Origin of the sequence: Streptomyces sp. NPDC052107, from assembly GCF_040680215.1 — a bacterium.
Lineage (GTDB): Bacteria > Actinomycetota > Actinomycetes > Streptomycetales > Streptomycetaceae > Streptomyces.
Window position 1 is genome coordinate 260,308 of record NZ_JBFAWG010000003.1, and the last position, 18,970, is coordinate 279,277.

Here is an 18,970-nt window from a genome sequence, read left to right on the forward strand (position 1 = left end):
CGGTCCTTTGTCGGGGCGCGTCCCCGCTTACCCTCGTAGTCATGAAAGCCCGCGCAGCCGCCCGCCCCGTGGGAACGGTGACGCGCGGGACGACGAACCCCAACCGGCTCCGCCGTATGGACCGCTGGATAGCGGCGACCCACGGCGCCGAACTGCGCCGCGCCCACCATCCCGTGGCCATCGACCTCGGTTACGGCGCCGCCCCCTGGACCGCCGTGGAGCTGCTCGGCCGGCTGCGGACCACCGCTCCCCGCACGCACGTGGTCGGTATCGAGATCGAACCCGCGCGGGTCGCGGCGGCGAAGGCGTACGAGCGGCAGGGGCTGACCTTCCGGCACGGCGGATTCGAGGTGCCCGTGCCCGGGCGGCCGATGCTCATCCGGGCCGCCAACGTGCTGCGCCAGTACGACGAGGCCGAGGTCGCCACCGTCTGGGAGCGGCTGTGCGCACGCCTCGCCCCTGCCGTCGGCGGCTCGCGCGGCGGGCTGCTGGTCGAGGGCACGTGCGACGAGATCGGACGCCGGCATGTGTGGGTGGCGCTGGGCCCGGAGGGCCCGCGGACCGTCACCTTCGCCACCCGGCTGGGCTCGCTGGAGCGCCCCTCCGACCTCGCCGAGCGGCTGCCGAAGGCGCTGATCCACCGGAACGTCCCCGGCGAGCCGGTGCACGCCTTCCTGCGCGACTTCGACCGCGCCTGGGCCGCCGCCGCGCCCTTCGCCTCCTACGGCGCCCGGCAGCGCTGGCTGCGCGCGGTACGGGACCTGACGGCCGACTGGCCGGTGACGGACGGCCCGGCGCGCTGGCGGCAGGGTGAAGTGACGGTGGCGTGGGGGGCCTTGGCGCCCCTGGGCTGAGATCACCCCTTCTGGGAGGCCGGACCGCCGGAGCCGGGATCACCCATTCGGGGAACCCGGAACGGAACGATCTCCGTGCGCCGTTCGTCACACCGGCGGGGAGATCGTCATAACGGCGCGAACTCGGGGGGAACACCTACCTCTGTCGTTTTGTGTCGTGACGTGACACCATCCCCGGAGCACCGTAAGTTACTGACGGTAAATCAGCTTTGGGGGCATGTGTGATGGGCTGGGGCAAGCGCAGCATCCTCTCGGCCGCCGTGACGGTGGTCTGCGCGGTGACCGTGCTGGCAGCGCCCGGCACGGCCTTCGCCATCCCGGCACCCACGCCGAGCACGTCCCCGACTCCCCCGCCGAGCAAGGACCTCGAACAGGTCCGCGAGAAGCTCGACACGCTCTACCACGACGCGGCCGTCGCCACCGACGCCTACAACGCGGCCGAGGAGAAGGCGAAGCAGCAGTCCGCCCAGATCGTCGCGCTGGCCAAGAAGATCGACGAGGGGCAGCAGAAGCTCGCGAAGCTCAAGGACCAGGCGGGCGCGGCCGCCCGCGCCCAGTACCGCACCGGGGGCATCCCGCCCACCGCCCAGTTCCTGCTCAGCGACGACCCCGGACAGGTCCTGGACGGGGCCGGGCTGGTGCTCCAGGGCCAGCGGGCCACGAAGTCGCTGATGAGCGAACTGGCCAGCACCCAGGATCAGTTGCAGGCATACGCCGACGACGCCACCGCGCAGTGGACGAAGCTGGACGGCGAGCGCAAGGCCAAGGCCACCGCCAAGAAGAAGATCGAGCAGCAGATCGCCGCCGCCGAGAAGCTCGAGTCCGAGCTGGAGAAGAAGGACAGGGAGCGGCTCGCCAAGCTGGAGGAGCAGGCCGCGCTGAAGGCGCAGACGGACTGGCTGGACACCGGCATACTCAAGAAGATCCACGGCAAGGCGTCCGCGGAGGGCGAGAAGGCGGTCGCGTTCGCCTCGGCCCAGCTCGGCAAGCCCTATGTGTGGGGCGCCGAGGGTCCGAAGTCCTACGACTGCTCCGGCCTGACCTCCCAGGCCTGGGCGGCCGCCGGCCATCCCATCCCGCGCACCTCGCAGGAGCAGTGGAAGCAGCTCAAGCGCGTCGCCGTCAAGGACATGCGCCCCGGCGACCTCATCATCTACTTCGACGACGCGAGCCACGTGGCCATCTACGTCGGCGACGGCGCGATCATCCAGGCCCCGCGCCCCGGGCGGACGGTGACGGTCGCGGGCGCCGGGTCGATGCCGATCCTGGGGGTCGTACGACCGGACGCGTAGGCCTCGCGGCCGGGCGGGTACGGCCTCACGGCCGGGTGCACGGGGCAGCACAGCGCCGTTGAGCTGCGCTCGGCGGCGTTCGCGCCGTGACCCACGCCACGTGACCCAACACACCACCAAACCCCGTTCAAACCCGGGCCGAACGTGAGCTTCGTCATCCCCCGCGCCTGGGTGCCGTGTCCAACTGTCGTACGGAAAGCGGCATATGACAGCGGCCTGCGCGGGAGCGACGCGGCTCACACCATTCCATCGGGCCGGGAGCACCCGCTATGGTCCCCGTCGGTGGCTTCGAGACCCTCGACGCCACCGTGCCCTCGGGGGGAGGGAAGGAACCCAAGACGATGCCCGTACCCGTACCGCGGCAGAGAGCGATCCCGGCCGTGGAGAGTGGTCAGGGGCAGGCCGCCTCCGCAGCCGGCGGCCCCCTCAAGGAAGAGGCCCACCGCGACGCGATGCCCACGAACGGCACCGGCGCCACTCTCACCCTGCTGCTGATCGAGGACGATCCGGCCGGTTCGCCGATCGTGCCCGACCTGCTGGACTCGGCCGGCAAGCCGATCCGTGTGCGTACCGCCCGGAACCTCACCGAGGCCGAGCGGCTGCTCACCGACGACGTCCACTGCATCCTGCTGGACCTGGCCCTGTCGGCGCCGGGCGGCGGCGACACCGACGACGAGCTGGCCGTGCTCAGGCACGTGCTCCGGCTCGCGCCCCGGCATGCCGTGCTCGCGCTGACCGCCTCCGGCGACGCCGAGCGCGGCGCCGAGGCCGTGCGCGTGGGCGCGCAGGACTACCTCTTCCGGGACGAGCTGGACGGCCGGCTACTCAGCCGTGCCATCCGGTACGCGGTGGAGCGGAAACGTTCCGACACGGCCGAGCGGCGGCTGGCCGAGGGCCGGCTGCGCGCGCAGGAGAACCGGCGCCTGGAGCGCGGACTGCTGCCCACGCCGCTGCTGGAGGGCTCGTCGCTGCGTTTCGCCGCCCGCTACCGCCCCGGCCGGTCCCGCGCACTGCTCGGCGGTGACTTCTACGACGCCGTCCGCACCCCCGACGGCACCGTGCACGCCATGATCGGCGACGTCTGCGGCCACGGCCCGGACGAGGCCGCGCTCGGGGTGGAGCTCCGCATCGCCTGGCGGGCGCTGACGCTGGCGGGCCTGTGTGGCGACGAACTGCTCGGCACGCTTCAGCAGGTGCTGGAGCACGAGCGGGCCGACGAGGAGATCTTCGCGACCCTGTGCACGGTGGACATCGCGCCCGACGGCCGCCGCGCCGGCCTGTGCCTGGCCGGCCACCCGGCGCCGCTGCTCGCCCGCCCCGGCCGGCAGGCCCGCCTGCTGCCCTACGACAACAACGGCCCCGCCCTCGGCCTGCTGCCCGGCGCCCGCTGGCCCCGGATGCAGGTGGAGCTGGGTTCCGAGTGGAGCCTGATGCTCTACACCGACGGCCTGATCGAGGGCCGCGTCGGCGAGGGCGGCGAGCGGCTCGGCCAGGACGGGATGGTGTCGATGATCCGCCGCCAGCTCTCCGAGGGCCTGCGGGGGGAGGAGCTGCTGCGGGCGGCGGTGAGTGAGGTGCGGGAGCTCAACGGTGGGGAGCTGACCGACGATGTGGCCGTGGTGCTCTTGAATCGGGCGCCGTGATCGGAGTCACGCCGTAGGGAGTACTTCGCCGTCGCCGGGTCCGGGTGTGACTGGGCCGTTCGCGCCCGTGCGGCGGAGCCGCACATCGACACAGCCCCGCGCCCCTGGGCGAGCCGCAGCTCGCCCGACTCCTAGCGGCCGCCGTTCCACGGCCCGTAAGGACCGTCGCTGCTGCTTCCCCTGCGGCGGCGGAAACCCTTTCCGCCGGAGACTTGCTGCAGCGCGGGGCGTACGTCCACGAAGAAGACGATCGTGGCGACCAGGCCCGCGAGCTGCAGGAACAGCATGGGCACGAAGAGGTTCACGGCAACCGCGATGCCGAGGATGATCAGCCAGAAGCCCTTGTTCTGCTTGTCCGCGGCGCGGTACGCGTCCTGGCGGAAGATCGCCGCCATCACGAACGCCACGATGGCGAGCGCCAGCATGGCGGTGAAGATCAGCCACATCACTCCGCCGACTGCCGTCATCAGCACAATGCCCACCACCCGAGTCGAGTCGTCCGTACAGCCACCGTACCCGTACAACGGGCCGGACACCCCCAAGGTGCCCGGCCCGCTGTCATCTCGGCGTGATCCCGCCGCTGCCGGTCACTTGGCCGGCGGCGTCGTCTTCTTCGCGGTGGTGGTCTTGCGCGGGGCCGGTGCCTTCTTCGCCACCGGCTTGCTCTCCACGGCGGGCTCGGCCACGGCCGGCTGCGGCTCGTCCTTGGCCTCGGCCGGCTCCGGCCTGCCCTCGACGGCGATCGCGAAGTCCTCGATCTCCTCGGCGGCCTCGCCGCGCCAGCTCTTCACGGCCTGCTCGCCGTGCTCGGCGACCTTCTCGTAGGTCTCGCGGGCCTTGACGGCGTACTCGGCGGCGACGCCGACACCACGCAGCGCGAGGTCCTGGGCCTGCTCGCCGAGCTTCTTCAGGTCGACGTCGAGGGTGCCGAAGAACTCGTTGACCTTGGTCTGGAGGGTCTCCTGCGCCTCCTTGGCCCGGGCAGCGGCCTTCTCCTGCACGGCCTTCGGGTCCGTGTTGCGTACGGCCTCGATACGGGCCGGCGCCTCGGCGCGCAGCTGCTCGACCAGGGCGGGCACCTTCTTGGCCTGCTGGAAGGCGAGGTCGGCGGTGCCGGCGGCGAAGTAGAGCGGGGTCGGGTCGCTGAGGGTCTTGCGCAGGTCGTCGGTGATGGCCATGGTGATCTGGTCCTCCCGGATTCGCGTTCGGCTGAGGTTGGTGTGGTCCGCGGTGGGAGCCGGCGCCCTGGTCCGGTTATCCGGCCGTCCGCCGCGGGCCTGCATCGGCATCGTGTCCATCGGTGGCGCCGGTGCCGGGCACGGTGGTGCCGTCGGTGTCCGCTTCCTGAGCGCTGTCCTCGTCGTCGGCGGGCTCGCCGATCCCGAATCCGTTCTCTTTCCGGAAGGACTCGTAGATCTGGAGCAGCACCTGCTTCTGCCGCTCGTTGAGCGAGGGATCGGCGAGGATGACCGCCCTGGTCTCCACTTCATCCCGGTCCCGCTCGGCGTCGAGGATTCCGGCGCGGACGTACAGCGTCTCGGCGGAGATGCGCAGGGCCTTGGCGACCTGCTGGAGCACCTCCGCGCTCGGCTTGCGCAGCCCGCGCTCGATCTGGCTCAGGTAGGGATTGGACACCCCGGCGGCGTCGGCGAGTTGCCGCAGCGACAGCTGTGCGTTCCGCCGCTGCTCGCGCAGGTACTCACCGAGATTGCCGACGTTGAGCGATGCCATGCCTCCACCTTGCCCCACCGTCGCTAACAATTGCAAGCACCCGCTTGCAAAAGTCTGTCGCGTCCCGCAACACGCGATCCACTCCGACCCCGCTGCCTGTCCGACCGACGGACGTCATGGATCGGCGAGCTCTTCAACAGGCGCGAGCCTGTGGGCCCCTGTGCGCTCAGGCGAGGTATCGGCGGTCCAGGCTCTTCGGGACCACAGCCGGGTAGCCGAGGAAACGACGGCGTGGCGGGGGCTGCTGCGATGGTGAGGGAACCAGCTCACGGCCCCCGGGGGCGATGGTCATGACCCGCGGCGCGAAAGTGACTGCGTGTTTCCGCGCGACAGCCTCCAGATGATGGACGACCCCTTCGTGCACCACGTTCTCGTCCCGGGTGGCCAGATAGACGAACGTCGGATCGACGTCCTGCAGCAGGGACTTTGGAATGCGGGCCGGCAGGGTGAGCGCGTAGTAGCGCGGCCACTCCCGCAGCCGGTGCCGTTCCAGCCAGGAGCGGCCGAAGGGGCGCAGGCTGGTGAACATGGCGAAGCTCCACTCGAGCTTGACGCCCGCGACGACGAGAAGGAAGTTCGCGGCGAAGGCCAGAGCGACGAGGCCGTGGGCGAAGGGCACCCAGAGCGAGGAACGGTTGGGGCCGGGCGCCGCGGACAGTACCGCCGTCGCGCACAGGGCGCCGTACACCACCCCCTGGTAGAAGTCCTTGATCAGCCAGCCGGCCGACCGGCGGCCTTTGGCGGTCCGTCCCGTGGCCGCGGACAGCAGGCCCACGAGGAACGCCGCCGCCCACAGGGCCCACGCCGGGCCATCCGGCTCGATCCGGCCGTCGGGTGAGAACACCGTCACCCAAAGGGCGAGCGCCACCACGGAGAAGGGGTAGTTGCCCGACACCCCGAAGGCCAGGTGCATCAGGATCGCGAGTCCCAGGGCCCACCGTTCGGCGCCGGGGACACAGGCGAGCACGCCGGCCAGCAGTTCGACGACGATCACCGAGGCCGGCACGGCCCGCACGAGCCGGGGGAAGTCCGGCAGGCCGAGCAGGCGCAGGTAGTGGGCGGTGACGACACGGCCGGCGCTGCGCTCGGTGAAGAGGTATTCGTCGTTGACCTTCAACAGGGCCGCGGTCAGGTACACGCCCGCCAGGAGATCCTCGGCGACCAGGGCGTGGAGGGGGCTCGGGGTGAACGCCATGACGGCCGCCGCCACCGCCCCGAGCCAGCAGTGGTCCGAGAGCCGGACCTGGGTGGCGAGCATCCACAAGGCGATCAGCAGGACCGCAGCCGTACGGCCGGCGAGGGAGGGGGTCGTCAGTGCGAGCAGCAGGGCCACCGGGAGGGCGGCCAGCTGTCCGGCCGCGGCCGTCCGGCGGGGCAGCCGGATCCCGAAGACCGGCGCATAGCGCTGCCCCGCGCTCGCGAAACCGTATTCCCACAGCCGATTGATCTGATGAAAAAGAAGCCCGGCGACAATCAGAGCCATGGGCGTGAGCCGAAAACCCACTCGCACCCCCCGTTTATTGCGTGAGTAATTCAGAGGATCACCCACCGCACTCGATCCTGCATGGCATTGCTCACGCAGTCAACAACATCTTTGAGACACCAAGCGGCGAGCTTCGGCCAATTCCGAACAGGACACAGCCTACGCACTGACACCCGCCTGAACTGCGTGTTCGCCCGCGCAGTTACGATAATTGGGCGCTAAGGTGCACCATGAATCGGCAAAATGAAACCCAAGGAACTCCAATCCATAAAGCTGCGGCGACAAAGTTGAGTAAAACATCCCGACAACACGAAACCTATTCCAGTCACACGGAGTCGCCGCCCGACACGAACCCGCCCAAATGAATTCCCTGGACACTCGACAGGCACAGTTGTAGCGTCCATTTGGCGCCACCGGGGCGCCGAAAGTTCCCTCATTTGATGAATGGGAGAAAGACATGGCTGAGGTCATTGCCGAGACCACCAGCGAGGTCGAGGAGATCGCGGGCGAGGACTTCGAGGTCCTGTTCGGCGAGACCCCGCTGATCATCACCGACAGCGAAGTGCGCAACTGACACAGCGGGCACACGGCGGTTCGTGCTGACTGATCCGCCCGATCCGGCTCGACCGCCGGCACGCCGTTGACGAAGGGGAGGGGCATGGCGGTACATGTGTTCGTCGGGCCGTCGTGCCCCGAACCTCTGGTGAGACAGCACCACCCGGACTTCGTGGTGCATGGACCCGTCCGGCACGGCGACCTCTTCCCGCAGGGGTACTCGGCCGGAGACGTCGTCGTCATCGTGGACGGGATCTACCACCACCGCCTGGCCCTGCGGCACAAGGAGATCCTGGATGCCCTGGCACGTGGAGTGACGGTCGTCGGCGCGGCCAGCATTGGAGCGCTGCGCGCCGCCGAACTCGACCAGTTCGGCATGATCGGCGTCGGCCAGGTCTACAACTGGTACCGCGACGGCGTCTTCGACGGGGACGACGCCGTCAGCGTGGCCCACAGCGAAACGGGCTCACTCGCCGGACTCAACGTGCCCTTGGTGAATCTGCACACCGCGGTCCTGGTCGCCCAGGAGGCGGGCATCCTCACGCAGCAGGCCGGCCGGGGCCTGACGGAGCGGATGGAGCGGGAGTACTACCCGCTGCGCACCCAGGAGCGGATCCTCGCGGTGGCGCGGGAACGTGGTGAGAGGGCCTTCGCGGACTGGTACACCGCCTGCCTCGCCGCCGATCCGGCCTCCTTCGACCAGAAACGGGCGGACGCGCTCGAGGCCCTGGCGCTGGCCGAGCGCCTCGGCTCACGCCCGCCCGGCACACGGCCCCCCGCCACGGCAGCCGGCCGACCGGCCCAGCCGCCGAAGGCATGCGCGGCACCGGCCCCGTCCGCGACGAGCGACCGGGACTGGCGCACCGAGTACCACCGGCGCTGGCGCAACCTGTTCGCGCCCGCCGATCCCACGCTGCGGCACCGGGTCGCCCACCAGCAGATCTTCGCCGCGTACTTCCCCGAGGTCTGGTGGGACTTCCTGCACCGCCGCGCGGAGGCGGCGGGCGCCGGCTCCCCCGGCGGCCTCCGGGACCACGTCCTGCGGCAGCTCGGCCCCACGGCCGCTCGATGGCATGACGACCCGGTCCTGCGCTCCCGCATCACGACCCTGCTGTGCCCGCTGCCCGACCTGGCGGACTCCCGCGAGGCGGACCTGTTGCTGCGACGGGAGTCGGCCGAGGACCGGGCCCGGGTCACCGACTGGCTGGAGCGCACCCGGCACCACCTGGACGCCCACCCGGAACGCAGCCTCGCCCAGATCTCCGACGCCACCTGCGCACGGTTGCTCCGCTTGATCTGGAACGTGCGCACGGAGGCCGAACTGAGCACGGAGTGCACCCGGCGAGGCCTACCGTCCCTGCGCCACGCGGCGGTCGCCCTGCGCCCCTTCGCCATCGGCTACCTGGGCTCCCGCACGGCGCAGCAGCCCTTCGGAGGCGAGGCAGGTGCATAAGCTCATACTGCCCGGCACACACCGCGCGGTCGCCCCCGAGACCACCTGGGAGCGTATCGCGCCCCGCCTGCGCCGCTACGGCATCACCCGGGTCGCCGACGTCACCCGCCTGGACAACATCGGCATCCCCGTATTCCTCGCCGTACGGCCCGAGTCGGAGACCCTGGCCGTGTCCCAGGGCAAGGGAGCCTCGCCGCTCCTCGCCAAGCTCTCCGCAGTCATGGAGTCCATCGAGCTGTGGTACGCGGAACGGCCGCCTCTCGACACCTTCACCGCCACGCCCGCAAGGCTGCGCCTGCCGTACGCCCTGACCGACCTGAACCTCCGGGTGACGGACGAGTGGACCCGGCGACTGCGGCTGCCGTGGGTCCGGGCCCGGTCGCTGACGGACGGCCGGACCGTACCGGTGCCCCTCGACCTGGTCCGGCTCTCCTACAGCGGACCGCACTTCTGGCGCCCGCGCCTTTTCGAGTCCAGCAGCACCGGACTCGCCTCCGGCAACACGTTCACCGAGGCCTGCCTGCACGCCCTGTACGAGGCGGTCGAACGCGACGTCCTGGCCGCCCACCCGTCCGGCGCCGACCCCAGGCGGCTGACGATCGCCCCGGACTCGATCCAGGACACACACCTGCGGTCACTGCTCAATCGGCTCACGGACGCCGGAGTGGACTTCCACCTCTCCTGCATCCCGAACCGCTTCGCCGTACCGACGTTCGCCGCCTTCGTGTGGTCGCCCCTCTTCCCCATCTGCTGCGCCGGCTCGGGCAGCCACCTGGACCCGGTGGTCGCGGTGTCCCGGGCCCTGACCGAAGCGGTGCAGAGCCGGCTGACCGAGATCAGCGCCACGCGTGACGACATCCCCTCGGACCAGGACACCTGGCGGGACGCGAGCCCGGAGCCCCCCTTCCCCGCCGGCCCGGACGCGGTGAGTCTCGATGAAGCGCTGCGCGGCCACGGAGCCGCTCACCACGACATGGAGGAAGAGCTGGCCGAGGTGACGCGGCGGATCAAGGACGTCACCGGCCATGCCCCGCTGGTGGTCGGGCTGTCCGACCCGGACGAGCCGTTCAGCGTCGTCCGGGTCGTCTGCCCCGGCCTGTCCTTCGCGGAGGGACGCACTCTGTCCGCCTGACGACCAGTGCCTGTGATGCTCAGGACCAGCCATTGCGAGGTTTCCAGTGAAGATTCAGCGGGACCGGTTCCGGCACCCGGAGGGATACGTCCTCGAGTACGAGGTGACCGTCCCCGACGTCGTCGAGAGCCCCTACCTGCACATCCTCTTCCACGGGTTCAGCCGCATCGAGAAGCACGTGCCGCCGGTCTTCGCGCGCAAGCAGTGGAAGCAGGCGGAGCGGTCCGTGTGTCTGTCCTTCTCCGACCCGATCCACCTGCACACCCAGGACTCGTGCTGCGGCTGGTTCCTGCTGGGCGAGGAGGAGTTCGCGCCACGGATGTACGACCTTCGTGCCACCCTGCTGGAACGCCACGGGCTGCGCGGAACCGTCTGGCACGGCCTGTCGTCGGGCGGCTATGCGGCGCTCAAGCACTGCATGCGGGCGGGCGGCGACGACCTCGCGTTCGTCATCTCCCCGCACGACGACCCGACGATCCTGCCCCAGTGGGAGCGCGAGGCGGTGCCCTTCACCCACCTCCCCGGCATGGCCGCACCGCAGAAGACGACTGACATCATCTCCGACTGGTCCTCGCCCGGGGCCGGCCGCTACCTCCACGCCCTGGTGTCGGAAAAGGACTCCTACTTCGCGCTGCACCACCTGCGGCCCATCATGGCCGGCCTCGGCGGCCACCCGAGCGCCCGGGCCGTCATGCTCCGGGACGGCCGGGGCCACGGCTTCATCCGGGACACCGACTACGACTCCCAGCTCCAGCGGGCCATCCAGATCTGGGAGGCCCACCGGGCACACCGCGACGCCGCGGCGGTGAGCACCGCCGAATGAGCGCAACCGAGCAGCACAGGAAGGAGGACGCTGTGTCCGAGGTCGAGATCGTCCTGTCCACACCCCTCGCCCGGTTCGCCGGCGGTGAGACCAAGTTCCAGGTGCCCGTCGGCACGTTCCGCGAGGTCATCGACAGGGTGTACGAACGTCATCCGGCGCTGCGACAGCGCCTGGCGGACGGCTCCGGGGGCTTCCTCCCCTTCGTGAGCGTCTACCTCGGTGAGGACAACATCCGCGACCTCAGTTCGCTGGACGTCGTCGTCACGCCCCGGACCACCGTGATGATCATGTCGGCGGTGGCCGGTGGCTAGCCCGGTACACCGACGGACCATCCGTGCGGCGACAGCGGCCGACGCCGGGGCCATCCGCGAGCTCTACGGGGGCGGTGACGTCGAGGAGTTCGTCCACCGGGTGACGGACCGCGCCATAGCACCCGGCACCACGCACTACGTCGCCGAGTCGGAGGGGCGGGTCGTCGCGGCCTTCGCCCTCACCTCGCTCGGCCGGCTGCGGCCCGGGGGAAAGAGCCGGCTGATGCTCCACGAGATCAAGCTCCGGCCGAATGTCCGGGGCACCGGCGTCGCCGAGGACATCTTCGACTGGCTGGCGACAAGCCTCGGCGTGGGCACCGACCTGGAGCTGCTGGCGCTGGCCTCGCTCGGCCAGCGCCCGTCCACCTTCGACACCTTCGGGCTGTCCGAGTCCCACCACGTGTTCCGGTGGCCGGTCCGGGAGGGGGGTGAGCTGCAGTGACGCACCGCGCTTCCCCTCCGGAGGAGTTCGCCGGCTGGCTGGCCGGGCTGCGGTCCTGGGCGGCCAAGTGCCGGGAGGACGACGGCATCTGGCGCACGGCGGCGGCCCAGGGACTGCTGTCCCTGGCCGTCCCCGAGCCCGCGGGCGGCAGCGGCGCCGGCTACGAGGCCGCGTGCCTGGCACTGGAGGCGTTCGCCGAGGAGAGCGGTCTGAGCGGTCCGCCCTTCGCCATGGCCGCACAGATGTGGGCCTGCCAGGAGCCGCTGCTCGAATTCGGCAGCAAGGGCCAACACGACCGGTACCTGACCCCGCTCCTCGCGGGCACCGCGGTCGGCGCCTTCGCGGCCACCGAGTACGACTCCGGCTCCGATCTGCTCTCCCTGCGCACCAGCGCCGACCGCGACGGCGAGGGACGCTGGCGGCTGAACGGCGCCAAGACCTTCGTCACCAACGGGCCGACCGCCGACGTCTTCCTCATTCTCGCCCGCACCGCCGAGGGAAGCGCCCTGTCCGGGCTCACCGCGTTCCTCGTCTCCCGGGGCACCCCTGGCCTGCACATCGGCACGGTCATCGACAAGACCGGGCTGGCGGGTGCGGACCTGGGCTCCCTGCACCTCGACAACTGTGTGCTCGACGACACCGATCTGCTCGGCGGCCCCGGCGGCGGGTTCGCCGTCCTCATGCACGCCATGCGTCACGAGCGGGCGTTCATCCTCGCCCCGGCGCTGGGGCTGATGGCCCGAGCACTGCGCCAAGCTGTGGAACACGCCCGGGCCCGCGGCCAGTTCGGGCATCCCCTCGCCTCCTACGACACGATCCGCCGGCGCCTTGTCCGCATGCACGTGAGCCTGACCAGCGCACGCGAGCTGCTCCACGCCACGGCCCGCCGCGCGGACACGGATGCCCTCGACCACGGCCGCTCCTCGCTGACGAAACTTCACGTCAGCACCGAGTTCAACCGGTTCTGCCAGGAACTTCCGGACGTGTACGGCGGCTACGCACTGCTACCGGAGACGGGGGCGACCGCCCTGCTGGCCGACGCAGTGGCCAGCAGGTACTACTCCGGGACCTCGGACATGCAGATGAAGATCATCGCGGAAGGGCTGGGTTTGTGATGGCAGAAGACTCCGCGCTGCGGACCGTGCTGGCCGCGGTCCGGGAGGTGGCGCCGGGCGCCGAGGTGAGCGAGGACACCCAGCTCATCGCCCACCGCATCATCGACTCCCTGTCGCTGTTGAGCCTGGTGGCGCTGCTGGAGAAGGAGTTCTCGGTCACCGTACGCGACTCGGAGATCCTCCCCGCCCATTTCGAGACCCCGCTCGCCATCCGGGCGTTCCTGAAGTCCAAGGGGCACTCATGACTTCCAGCCGATCACTGGTGGACGACCTGCGCACGACCGCTGCCCGCCACGGCGCCCGCACCGCCGTCATCGACGGCACCGGCACGCTCAGCTACACCCGGCTGGACGGTATGGCTGAGCGGATCGCCCAGGCGCTGCGCGCGGCGGGCGTCCGGCCCGGAGACTGCGTCGCCTGGCACGGCGCGAAGTCCCGCCTCGCAGTGGCGGCCGTGCACGGCATCCTCCGCTCCGGGGCGGGGTATGTGCCCGTCGACCCAGACGGCCCGATCGCCCGCGCCCGGCTCATCATCGACCGCAGCCGGCCCCGCGTCATCGTGACGGACACCCCGGCCCGCGACCAGTGGCACACGGTGGCCCCCGAACTCGCCTGGCAGACGCTGCCCACCGCATCCCCGGCGGACGCCCCGCTGTGGTACGCGATACCGGCGGCCGTCCCGCGCGCGCCATTACCAGATCTCGCCTACGTGTTCCACACCTCCGGGAGCACTGGCCACCCCAAGGGAGTGGTGCACACGCATGCGAGCGCCTCGGCCTTCGTCGACTGGTCCGTGGCCGAGCTGCGGCTCACCGAGCAGGACGTCATCGTCAACTCGGCACCCCTGCACTTCGACCCCACCACGCTGCACCTGTTCGGTGCCGCGCGGGTCGGTGCCGCCGTAGCGCTGATGCCCGCCTCGGCGGCGCCCTTCCCCGCCGCCTACATCGACTTCTGCCGTCAGGTTGGCGGCACCGTCTGGTACGCCGTGACCTCGACCCTGGTCTGGCTTGCCCGCCGGGGCAGTGACCTGCTGCCGCAGCTCGAGCCGCTGCGCGCCGCCGTAGTGGGCGGCGAGGTGCTGCCGCCGGGTGACGTGAACACCCTGTTCGCAGCCGTACCCGGGATACGGCTGCTCAACGTGTACGGACCGACGGAGAGCAACGTATGCACCTTCCACGAGATCCGGGGGCCGCAGCCGCTCGACGCGGTCATCCCCGTCGGCCGGGTGCTGCCCGGTGCCGAGGTCGTCGTGGTGGACGAGGAACTGGAACCGGTGCGGCCCGGCCGCCCGGGTCAGCTGCTGGTCCGCGGCAGCATGCTGATGGAGGGCTACCTGGACCCCGAGCAGACGGCCCGCGCCTTCGTGCGCACCGCGGACGGCCGGCAGTGGTACGCGACCGGGGACATGGTCCGGGAGAACGCGGCGGGTGAGCTTGAGTTCATCGGCCGCCGGGACGCCCAGGTCAAGTCGCGTGGGTTCCGGGTCGAACTGGGCGAGATCGAACGGCATCTGCACGCCCTCAACGGCATCCACGAATGCGTGGTCGTGGCCACCCCGGACGCACTCTTCTCCACGGTGATCACGGCATTTGTGAGCGCGGACGGCGTCGACGACGTCAAGGCGCTGCCCCAGCTGCTGCGGGACCGGCTGCCGCACTACATGATCCCGCAGCGCATCGTCCTGGCTGCCGGCGAGCTGCCGAGGAACGCCAACGGCAAGGTCGATCGCAAGGCGCTCGCCGAGCTCGCCGCCAAACCGGCCCTCGGCGACGGCCTCGGGCTGACGATCGTCCACTGAAGAAAGGCCGTTCTCGTGTCGCTTTCCTCATCGGCCGACGTCGCCCCCGACGAGTCCCTCGAAGTCCTCAAGGTCCCTGATTTCAGGCGGCTGTGGGCGGCGAACGGATTCCGGTACGCGGCCGCCGAGGTGGCCTCGTTCGCCCTGCCGGTCACCGCCCTGCTCCTGCTGCATGCACGGCCGCTGACGATGAGCGTGATCTTCATGTGCAGCAGGGCCGGGTTCCTCACCATCGGGCTGCCGGCCGGGGTGTGGATCGACCGCTGGCGTAAGAAGCCCGTGCTGATCTGTGCCGACATCGCGTACGCGGGCGCCTTCGCCAGCGTGCCGCTCACCTACTTCCTGGGCGTGCTCACCGTGGCCCAACTCGTCGCGGTGGCCTTGGTGGTGAGCCTGGCGGGCGTCTTCTTCGACGTGGCGCACAGCAGTGTGCTGCCCTACGTGCTCCCCCGGCGGCGCGTGGCGGACGGCAACGCCCGGCTGCAGAGCTCCGAGACGGCCATCCAGGCCATCTCCCCCAGCGTCGCGGGCGTACTGACGCAGAGCGTGGCGGCCCCGGTCCTGTACTGCTTCGCCGCGCTCGGCCACCTCGCGTCGCTCCTGATGCTGCGGCGGATCCACCCGCAGGGCGACATCGCGCGCGGGCCGGCCGACGCCGAGCAGAAGTTCGGGCGGGAGATCGCGGACGGGATACGCGTCCTGTTCCAGCAGCCGCTGTTGCGGCTGCTGCTCAACCAGGCCGCCCTCAACAACATCGGCGCGGGCATCCTCCTGTCGATGCTGCCGGTCTTCCTCCTGAAGGAGATCGGGGTAGCCACCTGGCTGTACGGGTTGCTGTCCACCCTCGGGGCCGTGGCCGGTTTCGCCGCCTCCCTGCTGGCGCCACGGCTGCGCCGGCGCTTCGGCGAGATCCGCATGACGCTGGTCTTCTCCGGCCTGGCCCCGTTCGCCGTGCTCTCGGCGCCGCTGGCCGGAGTGTTCCGGCAGGCCGCAGTACCCCTCATTGCCGTGGCGGAGGTCCTCATCGGCATCGCCATCGTCGGCAGGGCCGTCTCCACCGCCGGTCTCCGCGCACGCGTGACCCCTGACGCCTACATGGGCCGGGTGACGGCGGCCTACAGCGTCGTCATTCAGGGAGCAACCCCGCTCGGCGCGCTCGTCGGCGGTCTCATCGCCGGCCACTGGTCCACCGGTACTGCCCTGTGGGCCGGCGGGCTGGTCATGGCCCTCCCCCTCGTCCTACTGCTGTGCTCCCCCCTGCGCCGCCACCGCACGCTTCCGGCCGAGTGGGAAGTGTGACCGGCGCGCCCCTTTCGACACCCCAGAGACACGACGAACGGTTCTTTCGGAGACACACATGACCCCACTGGAGCAGGCCGCTGCCGAGTACGAGGAGCGCGGCTTCGCGATCATCCGCAACGTCATTCCCGAGGATCTGCTGGAAGAGGCGCGCAGCCACGTCGAGTGGCTGACCGCCAGGTATCCGGAGTTGCGCCCCGAGCACTTCCACCACCCGCTGATCCGCAACGATGCCTTTTGGGTACGGCTGGTGTCGGACTCGCGGCTGGTGGACATCGGCGAGCACTTCCTTGGCCCGGACCTCGCCTGTTTCACCGCGCACTACATTTGCAAGCCGCCGTACGACGGCCAGCCGGTGCTGTGGCACCAGGATGGCGCCTACTGGAAGCTGGCGCCGATGCGGGCACTGACGGTCTGGCTGGCCATCGACGAGAGCACCACTGAGAACGGTTGCCTGCGCATGATCCCCGGCAGCCACAAGCTGCCGCTGTACCCGCCGAACCTGCGCACGGACGAGCCCAACATGCTTTTCTCGGAGGCCGACACCAACCTGGTCTCCCGGTGGGTCGCGGAACAGGGCGTCGTCGACATCGAGTTGAACCCCGGCGACGTCTCGATTCACCACCCGCACCTCCTGCACTGCTCGGAGGCGAACACGTCGCCCAAGCGGCGTTGCGGGCTCGACATCGGATACATCTCGGCGTCCACCCGCATCGAGAGCCAGGGCCTTTACCTGGACCCGGTGCTGGTCCGCGGCAAGCCCGTCGACGGCGTGAACACCTACCGGAAGCTGCCCCGGTACACGCCGGACGAGACCATACCCTTCGCGGGGCACGAGACCTGGAACGACCAGCCAGGCGTCGCCGTGGGAGTGGCTTCGCCGCAGGAGGCGCCCCTCGCGACGACCGAGCGCATGATCGAGCGGCTGCAGGAGGGCACCGTTGCCCGCTGAAGCCCGCGCCGGCCAGAGGGTCGTCTACCTGCGTGACCGGGATGACGGCCAGCGCATGAAGGACGTCATCTACGTCCACCCGCCGAGCTACAAGGGGGCGGAGTTCCAGAACCCGGCCGGACTACCGCGCCCCGTGGTGGCCGGGCTGCCCTTTCCCTGGGTCACCCCCATGGGGGACAGCGGACCGCTCTTCCGGGAGGTCGAGCGGGTCAAGGCGGAGCTGTGCCGCCGCCTGTGGGGCTGTCAGGTCTGCGGAAACGACCTCGACACAACCGCCTGGGTGGCGCTGGAGAGACCCGAGGACGGATCGCCGGTGATCACGTCCGCCGCGATTCACCGCGCATGTCTGAGCCTCGCCGTGGAGCACTGCCCCGTCCTGGGCGACGCGGCCAACAACTACGCTTTCACCGAGGTGTTCGAGGACGACATCGCCGCTGCCGCCGACGAAGGCAGGCACGAGGGAGCTCCGAAGGCCCGGTGGTATCTGCGGCCGGTTTCCGAGACACCACGGCCCGACCGCATGAGAACCTTCCTCTCGCTTCGTCAGGTACTCGAACGGTCATAGAGGCAACCAGCGACCGAGCCCGCCTGGTCCGGGGGCGGGCTCGGCACCAGTGTCCTGTTGGGCGTGTTCCATGGCGACCAGCAGCTGGGCCTCTTCCAGGCTCTCAAACCGTGGAGCCGCCCGGTGGCCGGCAGCGGACTCAGGCCGGGCCGGTGCCTCTGCTCCCGCCGCCAGGTGAAACCCCGCATCGGGCCACGACTCGCCACCGGAACCTCCCCCAGGTGCCGAACCGGACCCGTCACCTCGTCCCCGGCGTACTTCCCCGTCGCAGTCCACCGGTCCGCCCAGCCCTCGGACAGGTCCAGGCCGTCCCGCCCGGCATCCCGTGAGACCGGGACCAGCAGATCCGTCCACGTACACCGTGTGGGACCACAACGGGCCGGGCCGATACGACGACGGCGCAGGAGGGCTGCCCCCGGCCCGCCGACAGCCTGGGAATCACTGCGACACCCACCGTGCTCAGTCCCAGAGGCAAACGGGTCGATGCCGGGCGAGTGTCCGGTCCCGGTATAGCTGCGGACCCGGCCCGGTCCCGAGGCCCACCGTCTGCTTCCTCGCCCTGGCGGAAAACCGTTGTGCGCTTCAACAGCACGGGGAAGCATGAAGCATGCGACCGGATGACTGGTACCTCACCGAAGACGTCGACGACTTCCTCGTCCGGGCCGGGGACTTTCTGCGCTCTCGGCCCGGCCCGCACGTCATGCAGCTGACCTGGGCCGAGAGAGTGAGAGCGCGTGGAGCGGAGGCGTTCGGCACCGAAGCCCCCGTCTTCGGCGTGCTGGAGCGAGCAGACGAGGTCCACGCCACCTTCTACCGCCTTACGCCCCGTGGTTTCGGCCTCTCCCCGCTCACGCCCGAGCAGGCCGACTCCCTCGCCGCCCGCCTGGCCGCCCTCGGGCACTCCGTCCCCTCCGTCAGCGCGGACCACAGCACGGCCACCGCCTTCGCCGAGGCCTGGCAGCGGCACACCGGCGCGACGCCGGAACTCCGCGACACGCGGCGGCGTCTGTACCGCCTCGGCACGCTCACCCCACCGGAGCCACTGCCGGCGGGCCGGGGCCGCGTCCTGGGCGAGCAGGACCTTGAGCAAGTCATGTTCTGGTGCGGCGAGTTCGCCAAGGCCGTCGGAGAAGACGTCTCCATCGACGCCGGCACGTGGGCCGGCACCCGCTTCGCCGACAAGCGCTACACGCTCTGGGAGACCCCGGACGGCACCCCCGTCTCCATCGCGGGCATGAACCCGGTGATCGGCGGCCAGATCCAGGTGGACATCGTCTACACCCCGGCCCACCTGCGCGGTCGCGGCTACGCGGGAGCCGTGACGGCGGAGGTGAGCCGGGCCGCGCTGGCCGCGGGCGCGCGGGACGTCGTGCTGTTCGCGGACCTGTCCAACCCCACCAGCAACGCCCTCTACCAGCGCCTCGGCTATCGCACGCTCACCGACTGGGCGGTGTACGACTTCTCGCGCGCCGCACCGGAAGCCGGTTGAGGACTGACGACGGGGGATCGCGCCGGACAA

19 protein-coding genes are annotated in these 18,970 nt (G+C 70.6%); 15 read left to right on the top strand and 4 right to left on the bottom strand.

Features of this window, described 5'->3' with window-relative positions:
- Positions 1-41: 41 nt before the first annotated feature.
- From AB0M27_RS05045 to AB0M27_RS05055, 3 genes are all read left to right on the top strand, one after another.
- Positions 42-854 carry a class I SAM-dependent methyltransferase gene (locus AB0M27_RS05045; protein ID WP_365718018.1) on the top strand — a complete coding sequence of 271 codons (813 nt, stop codon included), beginning with the start codon at positions 42-44 and terminating at the stop codon, positions 852-854.
- Positions 855-1,078: 224 nt separating this feature from the next.
- Complete coding sequence (locus AB0M27_RS05050) at positions 1,079-2,146, top strand: NlpC/P60 family protein (RefSeq protein ID WP_365718020.1); 1,068 nt, start codon at positions 1,079-1,081, stop codon at positions 2,144-2,146.
- Positions 2,147-2,487: 341 nt separating this feature from the next.
- Positions 2,488-3,789, top strand: coding sequence for a fused response regulator/phosphatase (locus AB0M27_RS05055; protein ID WP_365718205.1), 1,302 nt, complete (start codon positions 2,488-2,490; stop codon positions 3,787-3,789).
- 131 nt (positions 3,790-3,920) lie between these two features.
- Here the strand turns inward: AB0M27_RS05055 and AB0M27_RS05060 are convergent, their stop codons facing one another.
- The 4 genes from AB0M27_RS05060 to AB0M27_RS05075 form a co-directional block, all read right to left on the bottom strand.
- Positions 3,921-4,262, bottom strand: coding sequence for a DUF2516 family protein (locus AB0M27_RS05060; RefSeq protein ID WP_365718207.1), 342 nt, complete (start codon positions 4,260-4,262; stop codon positions 3,921-3,923).
- A gap of 114 nt (positions 4,263-4,376) precedes the next feature.
- Positions 4,377-4,967, bottom strand: a complete 591-nt coding sequence (locus AB0M27_RS05065; protein WP_365718021.1) for a hypothetical protein — start codon at positions 4,965-4,967, stop codon at positions 4,377-4,379.
- Positions 4,968-5,043: 76 nt separating this feature from the next.
- Positions 5,044-5,520, bottom strand: coding sequence for a helix-turn-helix transcriptional regulator (locus AB0M27_RS05070; protein WP_365718023.1), 477 nt, complete (start codon positions 5,518-5,520; stop codon positions 5,044-5,046).
- A gap of 166 nt (positions 5,521-5,686) precedes the next feature.
- The gene (locus AB0M27_RS05075; protein ID WP_365718025.1) at positions 5,687-7,003 is read right to left on the bottom strand and encodes a hypothetical protein; all 1,317 of its coding nucleotides are present in this window, start codon (positions 7,001-7,003) and stop codon (positions 5,687-5,689) included.
- A gap of 658 nt (positions 7,004-7,661) precedes the next feature.
- On the opposite strand from AB0M27_RS05075, the gene AB0M27_RS05080 reads away from it, so the two are divergent.
- The 12 genes from AB0M27_RS05080 to AB0M27_RS05135 all read left to right on the top strand — a co-directional run bounded on the left by AB0M27_RS05080 (position 7,662) and on the right by AB0M27_RS05135 (position 18,940).
- A complete protein-coding gene (locus tag AB0M27_RS05080; RefSeq protein WP_365718027.1) occupies positions 7,662-9,011 on the top strand; it encodes a TfuA-like protein in 1,350 nt (449 codons plus the stop codon).
- Positions 9,004-10,143: a YcaO-like family protein gene (locus AB0M27_RS05085; protein WP_365718029.1), complete on the top strand. Its 1,140-nt coding sequence runs from the start codon at positions 9,004-9,006 to the stop codon at positions 10,141-10,143. The genes AB0M27_RS05080 and AB0M27_RS05085 overlap by 8 nt, the downstream gene beginning before the upstream one ends.
- Positions 10,144-10,189: 46 nt before the next feature.
- On the top strand, positions 10,190-10,966 hold the full coding sequence (locus AB0M27_RS05090) for a hypothetical protein (protein ID WP_365718031.1): 777 nt from the start codon (positions 10,190-10,192) through the stop codon (positions 10,964-10,966).
- A gap of 32 nt (positions 10,967-10,998) precedes the next feature.
- Complete coding sequence (locus tag AB0M27_RS05095) at positions 10,999-11,277, top strand: hypothetical protein (protein WP_365718034.1); 279 nt, start codon at positions 10,999-11,001, stop codon at positions 11,275-11,277.
- The gene (locus AB0M27_RS05100; protein WP_365718036.1) at positions 11,270-11,719 is read left to right on the top strand and encodes a hypothetical protein; all 450 of its coding nucleotides are present in this window, start codon (positions 11,270-11,272) and stop codon (positions 11,717-11,719) included. The genes AB0M27_RS05095 and AB0M27_RS05100 overlap by 8 nt, the downstream gene beginning before the upstream one ends.
- A complete protein-coding gene (locus AB0M27_RS05105; RefSeq protein ID WP_365718038.1) occupies positions 11,716-12,834 on the top strand; it encodes an acyl-CoA dehydrogenase family protein in 1,119 nt (372 codons plus the stop codon). Before AB0M27_RS05100 ends, AB0M27_RS05105 begins: the two co-directional genes overlap by 4 nt.
- Positions 12,834-13,079, top strand: a complete 246-nt coding sequence (locus tag AB0M27_RS05110) for a phosphopantetheine-binding protein (RefSeq protein WP_365718040.1) — start codon at positions 12,834-12,836, stop codon at positions 13,077-13,079. Before AB0M27_RS05105 ends, AB0M27_RS05110 begins: the two co-directional genes overlap by 1 nt.
- Positions 13,076-14,635 (top strand): amino acid adenylation domain-containing protein, encoded by a 1,560-nt coding sequence (locus AB0M27_RS05115; protein ID WP_365718042.1) that lies wholly within the window; start codon positions 13,076-13,078, stop codon positions 14,633-14,635. Before AB0M27_RS05110 ends, AB0M27_RS05115 begins: the two co-directional genes overlap by 4 nt.
- A 15-nt stretch (positions 14,636-14,650) precedes the next feature.
- On the top strand, positions 14,651-15,934 hold the full coding sequence (locus tag AB0M27_RS05120; protein ID WP_365718044.1) for an MFS transporter: 1,284 nt from the start codon (positions 14,651-14,653) through the stop codon (positions 15,932-15,934).
- A gap of 58 nt (positions 15,935-15,992) precedes the next feature.
- Positions 15,993-16,886 (top strand): phytanoyl-CoA dioxygenase family protein, encoded by an 894-nt coding sequence (locus AB0M27_RS05125; protein ID WP_365718046.1) that lies wholly within the window; start codon positions 15,993-15,995, stop codon positions 16,884-16,886.
- Positions 16,876-17,451 (top strand): hypothetical protein, encoded by a 576-nt coding sequence (locus AB0M27_RS05130; protein WP_365718048.1) that lies wholly within the window; start codon positions 16,876-16,878, stop codon positions 17,449-17,451. Before AB0M27_RS05125 ends, AB0M27_RS05130 begins: the two co-directional genes overlap by 11 nt.
- A gap of 607 nt (positions 17,452-18,058) precedes the next feature.
- A complete protein-coding gene (locus tag AB0M27_RS05135) occupies positions 18,059-18,940 on the top strand; it encodes a GNAT family N-acetyltransferase (protein ID WP_365718050.1) in 882 nt (293 codons plus the stop codon).
- Positions 18,941-18,970: the final 30 nt, after the last annotated feature.